We start from the raw sequence: 13,899 nt of genomic DNA on the forward strand, positions 1-13,899 counted from the left end.
TTCCCGCTCGTCCGCAGAGGTCCTCGCGTGCGATGGAACATTCAGGTTCGGCAATGGTTCGCCCCAGGTTCTCAGCAGGCGCTTGCTCAGGGAGTCCGCTGATGCCACCGTCCGATGCAGTCAGGAGCGCCTCCGATCGACGCCAGCGAAGGCTCCTGATCCTGTTGGCTTTAGGATTCGTCGTCTTCGGCGCCGCTGCGGCCGCCCTGTTCTACGTCCTCCAGCCCGAGACCCTCCGGATCGCCGTCGGCCCCGCAGGCAGCGACGACCATCAGGTGGTCCAAGCGATGGCGGAGGCCTTCGAAGAGGAAAGCAGGACGGTTAGACTGTCCCCTATCACTACCGCCGGAGCAGCCGAATCCCTTACCTTCCTGGGTGCCGGCAAAACCGACCTGGCAATCGGTCGCGGCGACCTCGCCATGCCGGCTGATGCGCAGACGCTAGCCGTCCTGCGTAAGAACTACGTCGTCATATGGTCGCCGTCTGGACGCGCAGGCAAGGACTCCAAGAAGAAGGCCGCCGCGAAGATCGGAGAGATCGCCGATCTTGCGGGGCATAAAGTCGGCATCATCGGAAAGACCGGCGCCAACGTCGCGCTCCTGCGGACAATTCTAGAAAGCTCAGGCGTGCAGCCCGACAAGGTTGCCGCGGCTCAATTCGGCACCGAAGAGATCGAAAAGCTTGCGCAGGACACCACGCTGGACGCGTATCTCGCCGTCGGTCCCCTCGACAGCAAGATCACGGCCGCGGCCATCGCCGCGACGTCCCGATCGCGCGGAGCGCCGAAGTTTCTTCCGGTCGAAGCGTCCGAGGCGATCGCCCTGCGGCATCCCCGCTACGAAGCCGAGGAGATCCCCGGCAGCGTCTTCAACGCCAAACCGGCCTGGCCCGAGGACAAGATCGACACCATCAGCGTCAACCATCTCATCCTTGCCAGAAAAGAACTGTCGGAAGCCAAGGCGGCGGCGTTCTACCGGCAGCTTTTCGCCGTACGCGACACGATCAAGCAACGTGTCGCCGGCGCGGCGCACATCACGAAGCCGGAGACGGAGAAGGAGGCTGAGCCCTCCGTGCACCGGGGCGCCGCAGCAGTCATCAACGGGACCGAGCGGACGTTTCTGGACAAGTACAGCGACTACTTCTGGTTCGCCCTGCTTCTTCTTTCCGGGATCGGTTCGGCCGCCGCCTGGCTGCGGCGCTACCTGAACCGGGATGAGCGGGACGATAACACCAGTCATCGCAACCGCATTCTCGCCGCGATCTCGGAAGTTCGCGATGCCGGCTCCGAACAGGATCTGCTGGCATCGCAGCGGGAGGTCGACGCGATCATCGGCGAGACCCTCAAATGCTACGACGATGGAGCTATCGAACAGGAGGACCTCGCCGCATTCGGCCTTGTTCTTGAGCTGTTCAATCATGCGGTCGCGGAAAGGCGGGCGGCGCTGCAGAGCGGTCTCGTCGATCAAGCGCGGACTCAAGGACCGACCCTCGCGTCTCGCCGATAGTCGTACCCGGCAGGCCAATACTCATGACTTCTGCAACACCGTCGAAAGCACCGAACCGTCGTTCAAGATCGAGAAGACCTCCCGCGGAGATAGATGCGCGGCGGCTCTCGCATCGACCTTGGCACGCCCGACCGCCAGGTTGGCGTCGACCGTGTCGGGTCTGGCGCGGCGAGGAGGCGTCAGCTGCGCGGGGGCGGCCGGCGCAGGAACACGGTCGGGTACCCAGTTCTTTCCGAGGTCGCCAGGAGCCATCGGAAGGAGCGACTCGCGCGGTAGCAGGCGTTGGGTCGCGATATCGTCGGCGGCCGGCCGGGGCGCCGTGCTCGGCGGGCCCATCGGAAGACCCAGAGTTCCGACAAGGACTTGTCGCCTCAGTCAGAAACCCCGCAGCTCGATCGGATCGCCCTTCACCTGGCACTGGAAGCTCAACCGCCACCACCCGCAATGGTCACGACTGGAGCACCCGCTTTCCCGCGATCGTCGAGGCTGCGCTGCGCAACCGCGCCACGTCATTCGTGCTCGACGGCGAAGCCGTGCTGCTTGGCGTCGACGGCCGCTCCGATTCCAACGGCCTGCACTCGCGCCGGCACGATGGAGGTGTAGCTCTACGCTTTCGACATTCTCGCTCTCGACGGCGACGACCTGCGCAAGCTGCCGTTGCACTTGCGCAAGACCAACCTCGCCCGGATCCTCACCCGCCGCGTCGGACGGCATCCACCGGCGCCGTTCGAGCAGGGCGAGATCGGCCCCGAGCTTTACCGCCATGCCTGCCTGATGGGCCTCGAGGGCGTGGTATCGAAACATCGCGAGCGGCCCTACGCGGCCAAGGATGAGCTCAAGCGGCGCGGCTACCGCTGGAGCGATGGCGCCGATGGCCATCCGAAGTGGACGCCGGTCCACGAGCTGGAGCGCTCCATGCGCTGCAAAGATTGCTCTCGCCGGCACGGCCACCCGTTCAAGCGCAGCCACTTTGTGGCGTTGCGGACCAACAACATATCCACCACGAACCGACCGTCGACTTGGTAGCCAGGGGAACGTTAAATCGTGGCCAGGGGAACGTTAAATCGGGAGTCGATGTTCGCCCATGTTAAGGCGAGGAACAACTAGGCCTGTTTATGTGAGCGCTAATCCAGCTTTTTGATTTGAGATACCTTGCCTCGTCAGAGCGAACCAATCTTCGAACCTAAAAAGGGTGCCCTTTGGCGCGTCCTACTGTCACTCGGAGTGACCGCCGCTATTGTGGCGGGCGTTTATTTCGTCATTCGATTCGTGATCGGTTCTTGAGAAGCCCTACCGAAAGTTGGACGGCCGCATCTGTATCGAGAAGATCAACGGTCCTTTTCTGTTCGAGGATAAGGGCACTCCGGCTGAATACAGCGCTGGCCTAAAGGTGGCGATCGATCGCGGCTGGCTAGAACTTCACGAGAGCTGCACCTATGTGCGGATGTTGCCGGCCGGCGACGACCTATTCGCCTAAAGTCGAGAGGCCGATTTCACATAGTTCATAGACGGTCGGCGCCGTAGGCCCGAGTGTGCCTGACCCTAGCCTCGTGGTGATTGTAATGGATACAGTTGGGCGGCCGATGCAAGGCCGGTTCCTTGTTCGGAGAGGCGGCACTGGTTGGATGGTCTACGATAACGAACGCAAGGGGCCGGCCCAGGCAGAAAAAGGCGGCCCATTCGCAGAGAAGCTGACAAAAGAACAAGCTGATGTCTTAGCGCAGAGGTTGAGAGAAGAGATTCGCTAACCCGCGTCGACGGCTACCGTTTGCGCCTCGAAAGACGGGCGCATCTACATTGAGAAGATCAACGGCCCGTTCCTGTTCGAGGACAAGGGGACGCCTGCCAAGTACAGCGCCGGCCTCGCCTATGCGATCGACCGGGGTTGGCTGGAGAAGCACGAGACCGGGACCTACGTCCGGATGACGCAGGCTGGCGCCGATCTCTTCGCTTGAAAGGTAACGCAGGTTAAAGACGGGCACGCAGAAAAGGTTCTTCAATTCCTCCCCTCGGGACCTCTCCAAGGGTTCGAGATCCGGCGGAAGGCGAGGCTCCGAAGCCCACAAAACCCCAACGGGGCCTCGCTGCCCGGCGCTCCCAGTATGGCGCTTCTCCAAAACAGTCAAAAATCACCGACAGGTCTCGGAGAGCGTTCCCAGCGGTCGTTCTCGCCCCAAAGAAACGGTCCCGGCGAGGGGGCGCGCGGGACCGCAGTTTAGTTGACCACTTCCAATGCGCCCTCGAAGGAAGGCGCCATTCAGAAAACTATTCGCGCCCGCGTTGGTTCCTAATTTCAGCAGGCGCGACCCGACGGCGAATAATAGCATCAACGCAGTTTTGTGATGAGTCATTGCCAATGTAACTCCACAAACCAAGCAGCCCCGAGGAGCGCTATCGCGCGCCTGTCCCCCCGCTGACTTGCTCACCAGATCGCCGACGAATGCAGCCCGAGACGCCCTGTTGAAGTCGACGACCTCGATTGCCGGCTTCAGGTGCTACGTCGCCAGCTACCGGGTAAGGGTCTTAGCTCCGCCGCGGGGATTGTGCACCCGGTGACGCGCTTCGCATTGCCAGCCCCCGCACCTACTCCCTTGGTAGTAATCCATTTGGGACATGAACCACGGCGCGCTTCGTATCGACTCCCACCTGTCGGGATTTTGCTCATCCTTCCCGGAGCTAGATCAACGCCGCCAGCGATCATTTTAAGCTTGGCGGCGTTGTTGATGCACTGTGCTGATGCCAACGGCCCGTTGCAGCACCCCGCTCCCCGCGCACGGAGGGCCGGGCCGTCATGGACAAACAACCGGTCCCCATCGGCGAACAAATCATCATCGTCGTCTTGCTGGTGATCTTCGCGCTCGTGATTTGGTACGGCGTCATGATCTGAGACGCGTTCGGTTAATAATCCGAAACGGTGGTGATGGCCCCATGCGGGCCTGCGGGTTGTTGGACTTCTCCGCGTAGGCGCAGGGATCTCGCTCAGATGACGGGGTGGGAATATCGCTAGCCGACACAGGAAGACGCCGACGATCAATGGAAGGCCGACCAGTGGTGATTCCGCGGGGCCGTTAGTGATAATTCGAAATTGCGATTGTCACGGGCATTCTGAATTCTACTGTGTCAACAGTCGTGCTGATTGGCCGACACCACGAGAAGCCCGACCATTGCATCGCGCGATCAGGGATCGTCGCCCACGAAGCGACGGTCCCGCCCAAAACGACCCCCGGCGCGGGAATTGATGGGGGTGCACCGAGGATCGTCAACCCAAGTGGGGTTTACTCCCGGTTGGGTAGTGGGCGCACCGGGAGCGGGGAATCGACTCTTCCGGGCTCTGGTTGGTTCCAAAGACTGGCGCCAGCAACGGGCTCAAAGCCGGCATCCCAAACGATTAGCCCGGCGCCGCCCCGTAGAACCACGCATTCGTACTAGTTGAAACCCCGCAGCCCCGCGGTAGATTTGTCCCATTGCTTGCCGGCGGCATTTTTCAGCCGGATGCGGAGTGACATTCCGCCAGATTATTACGGGGCTTCATTTTGACGAAGGAGCAGCTTGCTCGAGACGCCGCAGATACTTTCCGACTGCTGCGAGCATTTCGCTCGATCAAAAATCGGGCAACGCGACAGCGCCTGATCGCGTGCATTCGCTGGCCGGCGCCGGCGAGATTGCCTCTCGGAAACGCTGTATTCGGCATCGGGCGTTAGTCCTCTTCTCGCCGCCACAAGGTCGTCGCTTTCGATGCACGGCTTCGTGGTGTTGACGGACAGGCCTGTGTGTATCGAGTGGTGCGCGGTTAGGGAAACCAAGCGCGCTCGCGATCACGAGAGAACGTAAGCCGACTTCTGCTTATGGCCTTGGCTTACGACTTCGCCTTGCAGAATGGCCCGCCGTCGCCCAAGGCGGAAGTTAGTGGGGCTTCAGGGCCGCATTCCGACCTGTTCAAGACCTTCGCAGGTACGGTCGAGGTAAGAAGCGTTCCAGGGAAGGCTCGAGCGCACCTCACTGATGGTCAAACCCGGGTAGTGGCGCATGAATGTGTCGAGGGCGAATTGAGCTTCGTCGGTACGCCCCGCTAACACGCAGGCGGCAGCGAGGAAACGGTTGGTCCAGGTACTCGCCGGATTTTCTGCCTGGGCGCGCTTAAACCAACGGACCGATTCATCGTAACACCCGTTCTGGAAATAGGCTGAGGCAATTCCGACCGACCAGAGAAAATTCAGTTGGTCGGCCGGCGCCAGCGAGCGCGCGATCTGGAACTCCTCCAGCGCGTCGCTCGCCTGGCCATGATACGCCTTGACCCAAGCGCTACGGCCCCACGCCCAGGCCGAACCGCCATCAAGCGCAAGCGCGCGGTCGGCGTGGATTGCCGCCGAAGCAAGGTCGTGCGCGAGGGTGTAACCGGCTGCTAGCATGGTTTCTGCCAATGCGTCGCCGGCACTAAGCTTTGCAGCGCGGGCGGCCAATTCGCTCGCCGCGGCTCTTTCCACTTCGGGCCGTGCCGTGAAGTGATGGCCGGCGCGCAACCCCCGACACCACGCGGCCATCGCGATCGGTAGCGGATCGTGCGGAGCACGCTCCATCGCCTGATCCAGCAATTCGAGCGCCGTGCCTTCGGCCGCGGCGTTGACTGCTGTGACGCATGGGAGCGCGCGCATGGTCAGTTCCCATGCGGTAAGTTCGCCACAGTGAAGACGCGTCGCGCGATCGATTTCAGCGTCGCGCAGGGCCAGCTGAACTGCGCGCGCCACGCCCTGAGCGACGCGCTCCTCAAAGCCGGCGGGATCGCGGACATCACCCTCCCAGGTTGCCGCCCAGAGGTAGCGGCCAGTCAGGGCATCCAGCAGACGAACGATAACCCGCACGTTGCCATGCGCGCCTTCACGGACCTTGCCGTGCAATCGATAGCGCGCATTTGGCGGCGCGACGACGTGGAGCCAGTGCAGATGCCAGAGCGCGAGAGCAACCTCTTCGGCGAAGGCTGTTTTATAACCGGGCCGTACGCCGATGGTGTCGAAAGGAAGAACGGCGATAGCTGGTCTCTCCAGCCTGGATCCAAGGATCGCCAGCTGTGACACCGACGTCGTTCTGGTCCGCAGCGACCTTCGCAGCGTCGCCGACGGGGTCTCCCCGTAGCGATGCCGGTAGCGGATCGCGAAGCGGCCGAGGTGTATGAAGCCGAACCGCGTTGCAATTTCGGTGACGCTTGCACCTTGTGCGTCGCAAAGCAATTCCTGGCGCACGCGCTTGAGCCGCAGGTCGCGCAAAAAGGCCAGCGGCGCCTGGTCGAGATACCGGTGAAAGTGCTTTTGCAACGTACGCGGCGCGACCCCACACAGCGCCGCCAGCTCGCCAACCCGCCACGGGCGTGCGGGCTCGAACTCAAGCCGCTCGATCGCCTTTTTCAATCCGCGCGGAAGTAGTTCACGGCCCATGAATGCGCCTCTAGGGCCATCATAGGTCGATTGGGGTGCAAAGTGGAGCTCGTTTCGGACGCAAATTGGATAATCGGGGCGCGTTTCGCATTGCCGGGGATGCCGCTATTTTGCAGGTTCCCGAGGTCGGTACCCAAGGGCGGGAGCAGTGGCGACGCCGAACGTGACTCCTGCTTCCCCAGGATCATCCGGAGGACGTCATGTCGGCAATCCTGCGCAAGCTTCTCGTCTGCCTTTCGCTCCTAGGCCCAATCCCAGCATCGGCCAACGTGATAGCCGACTGGGATGCCACGGCGGTGGCGATCATAGCACCCGCGGTGCCGGCACCGTTGAGCCAGCGTGAGGCGGCCATCGTCAACGTCGCCATGTTCGACGCGGTCAACGCCATCGGTGGGCGCTATCAACCCTACCTATTCAAGCAAGGCGCCGCTCCTGGAAGCTCGCAGGAGGCGGCCGCCGCGGCTGCTGCTGCAGCTGTCATCGTAGGGCTGCACCCCGACGCCGCAAACGATATCAAGATGGCGCTCGAAAAGTATCTAGCACCGATTGCGGACGGCCCAGCGAAGACAGAAGGAGTAAAGATCGGCGAAGCCGTCGCGGCCACCATCCTGCAGGCACGGGCTACAGACGGGGCAACCGCTCCTGATATCTATCGGCCGAAGACCAAGCCGGGCGCATGGATCCCGACTCCGACGGCCGCGGCCTCGGCGTGGCCGAACATGAAGCCGTTTGCACTTGGAACTCCGTCGCAGTTCCGTCCCGGACCGCCGCCTGCTCTCGACAGCAAGGAGTGGGCCGCGGATTACAATGAGATCAAGACGTATGGCAGCAAGACCAGCACCTCGCGTTCGCCGCAGCAGACCGAGACCGCGCGGTTCTGGTTGGCCGTGGGACCGGCGGCTTATCACCAGATCCCCCGCCAGCTCATCATCGGCCAGAAAATGGATATCCTCGACAGTGCGCGGTTGATGGCGCTTTACTCTGTCGCACTGACGGACGCCTACATTGCGGTATTCGATGCCAAGTACCAATATGAACTGTGGCGGCCGATCACTGCGATCCGTAACGGCGACGTTGCGGAAAATGCCGCGACCAAGCGGGACCCTACATGGCAGCCAATCGACAATACGCCGATGCACCCGGAGTATCCATGTGCCCATTGCATCAATGCGGGCGCAGCGGCCGCAGTGCTCGAGGCGGTTCTCGGCTCACGAACGATATCCGAGGTAATGATGACAAGCTCGGCGGCGCCGGGCGTCGTCCATCGGTTTACCAATCTGGACGTCTTTTGTGAGGAAGTATCGAACGCCCGCGTCTGGGCCGGCTTCCATTATCGTTTCTCGACCGTCATTGGCACCACAATGGGCCGTCAGGTCGGCATGTACGTCGTGCAAAACCTCATGCAGGCGATCGCGCCGCGAGCCATCGCGTCCGACGGACGCTGAAAAAACGAGCGCACACGAGTAGAAAACAGTGGCGTCGCGGGGTCGCAACTCGCGGCAGGCGGCACAGGAGAGCTGCGAGTTCGCGTTCGATTTGGGACGGATAGGTTCCGGCGAGGTCGAGGTGCAGAGATGGCATGGTCCGGTTCTCCTACCGAGCCATGCCGTTCGGGGGTGGGGATCGAAAGGTACGCCAACCGCACCAGTTTCGCACCAGAAACGATCCCGCCAAGCGCGATAAACGCGGCCAAACATCACAAAAAATATAGAATAATCAATGACCGCATCCCTTTTCCTACCGCTCATAACGGTCTGGTTGCAGGTTCGAGTCCTGCCGGGCCCACCAAAAATATCAGTACCTTGCTTGGTCTTCGTTGTCCTCGGCGTGACCACCGCACCAGAAACCGCACCAGATACGTGCACTTTTCGTTCGCGCGCAAGTTCGAAGGCGTCGGGCGAACTCGCGTGTTGGTGAGTGGATACGACACTGCATCCACGATTCTCACCTTTCCAGCCAACGGAGAAGGGCTGACAGGTGGCAGGCGCTTCCATGCAGTCGGGCGCGCGGCTTCTTGCTACCTGAGTGAATGTCGCGGGCAACAAAAGAACGGCCACGGCGACGCTTCCCGTCGAGGCTGCGGTTTCAGGGCCCCCGAGGCGGACTTCCAATGGATCAAAGTCCAAGCTCGGCATCCAGAGCGGAAGTCAGCCATGACGCCAATCACGTCCGCCGAGGGCCGAAAGCAGTCGTTTGGCACTTTAGTCCTTGTCGAGCTCTCCGATATGACGCTGGGCATATAGCTCGAGGCCGATCCTCGCGACGAGTTCGATCTGGGTTTCCAGAAAATCGATATGCTCTTCCTCATCGTGCATGAGTTCATCAAACAGATCCCGTGTCACGTAATCCTCGACCTGATGGCAATGGGTCGCAGCTTCAGCGTAAAGGGAGTGCGCCGACAATTCGGCTTGCAAGTCGCTATCGAGCACGGCCTTCACGGTCTTCCCGATATGAAGGGATTCCAGCGTCTGCATATTGGGAGATCCATCGAGGAAGATGATGCGTTCGATGAGCTTGTCTGCATGTTGCATCTCTTCAATCGATTCCTTGCGCCACGCCTTGGCCAGCACCTTGTATCCCCAATTGTCGAGCAGGCGGTAGTGCAGCCAGTACTGGTTCACCGCGGTGAGCTCGTGTCGCAGCGCTTTGTTGAGGTATTCGATAACGTCTTTATCGCCCTTCATGCTCCGCTCCTTTTCGCGGGTGCCACTGGGATCGATTGGTTGTGTGGGCGCCTGGACTTGATGTTTGGCCGACGCGATGGAGAGTTTAGAGCGTCAGCGCTTTCGGTTCGAGCAGTCTGGGGCATCTACCGCTCGCCGTGACCGGCGACGCAAGGAAGGGGCGCTCGGCGTTGATTTGCTCACCGTTCGACACACATGAGAGGTTAATCTCTGCGCCGCGACTTCAAAAGGCGTAAGGAGATGGAACAGGGGAGTTTTGGCCATGATCGAGGGGATCAGCGCGCTCACGCTGGGCACCCATGACATGCCACGAGCTGTCCGATTCTACCGAGCCCTGGGATTTGAGGTCCTGCGTGGCGGCGAATGGTCGTCGTTCACTAGCTTTCGAGCAGGTCTGAGCTACCTCAACCTCACCGACCAGCCTGCCGAACGACGCTGGTCCTGGTGGGGTCGGGTCATCTTCTACGTCACCGATGTTGACGCACTTTACGAACGTGCGCTGGCGGCGGGTTACCAGCCGGCGACTGTGCCCCGCGACGCCGAATGGGGTGAGCGTTTCTTCCACCTAGCTGACCCCGACGGCCATGAACTCAGTTTCGCTCGACCTTTGCTTCCGGCTTCCGTCCAATAACGGATCGAAGCGGCCTGCATTCCAACCGTCGCTGCGAGAGAGTATTGTTCCGACAGGCGGCCATCGCCCTGACGTCAGCTTCGGCTCGGGCTATGGCGCGGTCTCTCGAGCAAAGATCAAAGGATGGCAACGAACGGTCGCACCGTCACCGTATTCGGCGGAACCGGCTTTCTCGGCCGCCGCATCGTTCAGCGTCTGCGCGATCACGAGTTTCCCGTCCGGATCGCGTCAAGGCATCCAGATCGCAGGCGCAGTCAGTTTGGCCCGCATGATTCCCAACTTCTGTTCGTCCAGGCCGATATTCACGACGAACGGTCCATCGCAAATGCGCTTGCCGGCGCTTACGCCACTGTCAACACCGTCAGCCTTTACGTCGAGCGCGGACGTGAGACGTTTCATTCCGTTCATGTCGAGTCCGCCCAACGGGTAGCGGCCGAAGCGCACCGGGCCGGAGTCAAAAGACTCGTTCACGTGTCAGGCATCGGCGCCGATGCCGCGTCCCAATCGCGGTACATCCGAGCGCGCGGTGAAGGTGAACTGGCGATCAGGGCTGCGTTCGCCGACGCACATATCATCCGACCCGCCGTCATGTTCGGACCGGACGATGCGTTTCTGACGACCATCCTGCACTTTCTCCGCCGGCTGCCGATCTATCCGATGTTCGGCCGCGGCTCGATGAAACTGCAGCCGGTCTATGTGGAAGACGTGGCGGAGGCGACTGTCCGGATCATCGAGCGAGCCGAGACGCAACCGACGATCTTCGAGTGCGGCGGCCCTCGTGTTTATTCCTACGAAGAATTGGTCGGAATCGTCGCGCGTCAGGCTGGTCTTGCGCCCATCCTCGTGCCGATCCCGCTGGCCGTTTGGCACGCCCTGGCATGGGCTTCCGAAATGCTCCCGGACCCGGTTCTCTCGCGCAATCAGGTGGAGCTGATGCAGATCGATACCGTGTCGTCGCCGGAGATGCCTTGCCTTGCGGGACTTGGGATTTCGCCGCTGCCGGTTGAGGCAATTCTCCAAAAGATGTTGTCAAAGTGCGGATAGAGAGCTCTTAGAGTCGGCATAGGCCTTGCAGCTTAAGTGGCGTTGGCAATTTCAGTGTCCCGGCTGAGGAATAAACTACCGCCAGGTGTGTTTTTTTGAGACCGAAGGGCGCGACCAGTTGGGAGGTAACGTTGAAATACACAGAGCCCCTACAGTCCAGATTCGTCGTTCGGAGAGGAAGCACTGACTGGATGGTTTATGACCGAGAACTGAAGGGTCCAGCACAGTTGGAAAAAGGTGGCCGCTTCGCCGAGAAACTGACGAAGGAACAAGCCGAACAGGCAAAGCAAGCGCTAACGACTGCCCTCCAAAGTCGTTCAGGCACAAGGTAGGCAAGTTCAGGACATAGCCGCTTTAGAACTACGGTTACTCTATCGCCTAAATGAATCTCTGGTCATTTTGGCAACCGGAGTAATCGGAATAATCGAGGTTCTTTTAGACTAGTGGGACTGTCGGACGCCCGCCAGGAAGGCCGCTGATGCGCGCTCTCCCGTCGCTTGTTTGAAGCGACGCATAGGCGGCCACGTCTACCGTGCCTACACGCGCCTCAAGCAGGCGGGGCACCGGACGACCGTATTCTCCTTCGGAGGATAGAGGGCCGCATTGGCGTCGCAAGCCGGATTCTATCTCCGTACTGGCGTCTCTATTGGCACGCCGGGCGCCCGATCAAGCGGCGGATGCGGCCTAGCTAGCCCCATCGCGCCCGGCGGCGTCTCATTGCTGGCCACACGAGTATTGACGTTCTGCGGCGTCGTAATCGTTGCGGCGACGAGCGCCGTCGCAAGAGCGACCGCAAATAGGATCAGTGCCACTCGGTGGTTGGTCATTGCCATGCACTCCAGCCCAAACCAATTCAACGTAGTCCCGCAAGCTCGGGTTCCTTGTTCCGGCCCCTCCTGAGGGACGGTCGATTCTTCGGCATGGCCCCTCTGCGACAGGACTCCGGCACGAAGTATCGCGATAGGTCTTCGCCCCGGTGGAAGCCCTCGCCTACGACGACGCAGTCCCGCTAGAAACGGATCATCTTCGGACGGATCCACGAAATCGATGGTCATCCACTGAATTGCGGCCGAGACTCGTTGTTTTATCGTAGTCGTATTCAAACTGAACAACCCAATCCCGTTCACCCTTACTAACTCTTGGCGTTTGCTGTCGGCGCATTCGAGACGCCCTGCTCAGACTTCAATCAAGGCATAGGGTCGACCGGTTGGCTTCTCAATTGATCGGGCCACGTTGTAAACCCGCCTACGGGTATTCGGCCTTCATAGCGACCCTGATGAGCATGGCCGTGCACTACCGCGCTCACTTTGAATCGACGATGGTTTCGCCGAGACGTGACGAGCCAAGGAACGGAAGAATCTCCGGTGGCTTGCCTTCGACCGTGTCCGGAATCGGCACATAGTGAAGAACGACCACAGCCTGCTTGCCCGCCACCGCACGCATCGCATTTTCCAGGCGTGTCTGTTCGTCGCACATGGATGCTGAGTTTCGCTCCGATCGAAACTTTGTGCTCCAGAGCGGCGTTCCTTCGGAATAATCCGCACTCGCCATTCAGGGTGGCGACATTCGGTCAATTCGCTCGACGAGATGCACGCGCGAGGGCGCGGGCTCAAATCGGTCGGCGAAATACTGCGTTTCGTGCGCCACCAGTCCTTGGAGGAATTCCATAATACTCACCACGTAAGATGGCACGTCGTCATAGCTAAGCACGAATTCGGTGACCCAGAGATCGCCCCTTCCAATAATTCGCCGGACCGTAAATCGCTTCTTGCTCGGCTGGACGAATCGGCTCTGCTGGATGTTATGCCGACCGCGAATCCGCTCGCCCGATTGCGGATAATCAAGCACGGCATCTTCGCGGTAAATTTCATGCTCGACATTGAAATCGCCAGCATCCGATGCTTGCCAGTGACGCTCCAGTGCGAGCTGCGCGGTTCGATTATCCATATCAGTCCTCCTACCTGTGCTCTTGCCAGCCATTGTTCCCCTATCGCTAACGATGATGCGAGGAAATCCCACTGTGCTGCACTGATTCAGTTCACTTAGCCCGAGGAATAAATCCGGGTACGCCGGTCTCGACGACTGCGTTAAACCTGACGCTCGTGGTGATGCGGTCGCGGATCTCTTGCATGGAGTCTTCGGGGAGAGCCGAAATATCAAAGCTCTCCCAGATTCGCTGGGGTTTGGTCGAGGTGGTCAGAAAGGCGGTGCCGCGCTGCACGGCCCAGGCCAGGGCCACTTGAGCCGGGGTCTTGTGCACACGCCGCGCGATGGCCGCAATCACGGGATCTTCCAACACGCTTGGCTCCATGGCGTGGCCTAGCGCCGCAAACGCCTGAAGTACGATGCCGTGGTCGCGGCAGAAGTCAAGCAGCTCCCATTCGGGAAGATACGGATGCGATTCGACCTGCACCATGGCAGGCCTGATCCGGGCAATCGCAACGATCTGGCGCAGCTTCTCCAAAGTGATGTCCGATAGACCGATCGACTTGCAATGACCGTCGTCGACGAGGCGCTCCAGCGCCTGCCAGGTCTCAGCTAGTGTAACGCCGGGATCATAGATCACCCGACCGCGCTCATCCCTCGGGTCCTGTTCGGACACCCCC

General features: G+C 60.7%; 9 protein-coding genes and 2 pseudogenes. 6 read left to right on the forward strand and 5 right to left on the reverse strand.

Going from position 1 to position 13,899, the window contains the following annotated elements:
• Positions 1-101: 101 nt before the first annotated feature.
• From CI41S_RS23975 to CI41S_RS23990, 3 genes are all read left to right on the forward strand, one after another.
• Positions 102-1,505, forward strand: coding sequence for a TAXI family TRAP transporter solute-binding subunit (locus CI41S_RS23975; protein WP_139861833.1), 1,404 nt, complete (start codon positions 102-104; stop codon positions 1,503-1,505).
• A gap of 663 nt (positions 1,506-2,168) precedes the next feature.
• Positions 2,169-2,531, forward strand: coding sequence for a DNA ligase-like domain-containing protein (locus CI41S_RS23985; protein WP_139861835.1), 363 nt, complete (start codon positions 2,169-2,171; stop codon positions 2,529-2,531).
• A 274-nt stretch (positions 2,532-2,805) separates the two neighbouring features.
• The gene (locus CI41S_RS23990) at positions 2,806-2,982 is read left to right on the forward strand and encodes a hypothetical protein (protein ID WP_175607161.1); all 177 of its coding nucleotides are present in this window, start codon (positions 2,806-2,808) and stop codon (positions 2,980-2,982) included.
• A gap of 2,437 nt (positions 2,983-5,419) precedes the next feature.
• Here the strand turns inward: CI41S_RS23990 and CI41S_RS24000 are convergent.
• The gene (locus tag CI41S_RS24000; protein ID WP_139861836.1) at positions 5,420-6,934 is read right to left on the reverse strand and encodes a helix-turn-helix domain-containing protein; all 1,515 of its coding nucleotides are present in this window, start codon (positions 6,932-6,934) and stop codon (positions 5,420-5,422) included.
• A gap of 200 nt (positions 6,935-7,134) precedes the next feature.
• Between CI41S_RS24000 and CI41S_RS24005 the strand changes: the two genes are divergently transcribed.
• Positions 7,135-8,379: a vanadium-dependent haloperoxidase gene (locus tag CI41S_RS24005; RefSeq protein ID WP_139861837.1), complete on the forward strand. Its 1,245-nt coding sequence runs from the start codon at positions 7,135-7,137 to the stop codon at positions 8,377-8,379.
• 756 nt (positions 8,380-9,135) lie between these two features.
• On the opposite strand, the gene bfr is transcribed toward CI41S_RS24005, so the two are convergent.
• On the reverse strand, positions 9,136-9,618 hold the full coding sequence (bfr, locus tag CI41S_RS24010) for a bacterioferritin (RefSeq protein WP_139861838.1): 483 nt from the start codon (positions 9,616-9,618) through the stop codon (positions 9,136-9,138).
• A 262-nt stretch (positions 9,619-9,880) separates the two neighbouring features.
• Here bfr and CI41S_RS24015 point away from each other — a divergent pair, with 262 nt between their 5' ends.
• Together CI41S_RS24015 and CI41S_RS24020 are read left to right on the forward strand one after the other, a co-directional pair.
• Positions 9,881-10,249: a VOC family protein gene (locus CI41S_RS24015; RefSeq protein WP_139480485.1), complete on the forward strand. Its 369-nt coding sequence runs from the start codon at positions 9,881-9,883 to the stop codon at positions 10,247-10,249.
• A gap of 123 nt (positions 10,250-10,372) precedes the next feature.
• Positions 10,373-11,293, forward strand: a complete 921-nt coding sequence (locus tag CI41S_RS24020; RefSeq protein ID WP_139480484.1) for a complex I NDUFA9 subunit family protein — start codon at positions 10,373-10,375, stop codon at positions 11,291-11,293.
• Between the two features lie 1,175 nt (positions 11,294-12,468).
• Here CI41S_RS24020 and CI41S_RS24030 read toward each other — a convergent pair.
• From CI41S_RS24030 to CI41S_RS24040, 3 genes and pseudogenes are all read right to left on the reverse strand, one after another.
• A pseudogene (locus CI41S_RS24030) lies at positions 12,469-12,763 on the reverse strand (metallophosphoesterase family protein); the annotation flags it as partial.
• Between the two features lie 81 nt (positions 12,764-12,844).
• Complete coding sequence (locus CI41S_RS24035; RefSeq protein WP_139480482.1) at positions 12,845-13,240, reverse strand: nuclear transport factor 2 family protein; 396 nt, start codon at positions 13,238-13,240, stop codon at positions 12,845-12,847.
• A gap of 91 nt (positions 13,241-13,331) precedes the next feature.
• A pseudogene (locus CI41S_RS24040) lies at positions 13,332-13,889 on the reverse strand (aldo/keto reductase); the annotation flags it as partial.
• Positions 13,890-13,899: the final 10 nt, after the last annotated feature.

The organism is Bradyrhizobium ivorense (assembly GCF_900696085.1).
In the GTDB taxonomy this organism is placed as follows: Bacteria; Pseudomonadota; Alphaproteobacteria; order Rhizobiales; family Xanthobacteraceae; genus Bradyrhizobium; species Bradyrhizobium ivorense.

Excerpts from the sequence above, each read along its gene's own strand:
- CI41S_RS24000 (WP_139861836.1), bottom strand. The coding sequence starts at position 6,934 with ATGGGCCGTGAACTACTTCCGCGCGGATTGAAAAAGGCGATCGAGCGG.
- CI41S_RS24035 (WP_139480482.1), bottom strand. The coding sequence starts at position 13,240 with ATGGATAATCGAACCGCGCAGCTCGCACTGGAGCGTCACTGGCAAGCA.
- CI41S_RS24005 (WP_139861837.1), top strand. The coding sequence starts at position 7,135 with ATGTCGGCAATCCTGCGCAAGCTTCTCGTCTGCCTTTCGCTCCTAGGC.
- bfr (WP_139861838.1), bottom strand. The coding sequence starts at position 9,618 with ATGAAGGGCGATAAAGACGTTATCGAATACCTCAACAAAGCGCTGCGA.
- CI41S_RS24020 (WP_139480484.1), top strand. The coding sequence starts at position 10,373 with ATGGCAACGAACGGTCGCACCGTCACCGTATTCGGCGGAACCGGCTTT.
- CI41S_RS24015 (WP_139480485.1), top strand. The coding sequence starts at position 9,881 with ATGATCGAGGGGATCAGCGCGCTCACGCTGGGCACCCATGACATGCCA.
- CI41S_RS23975 (WP_139861833.1), top strand. The coding sequence starts at position 102 with ATGCCACCGTCCGATGCAGTCAGGAGCGCCTCCGATCGACGCCAGCGA.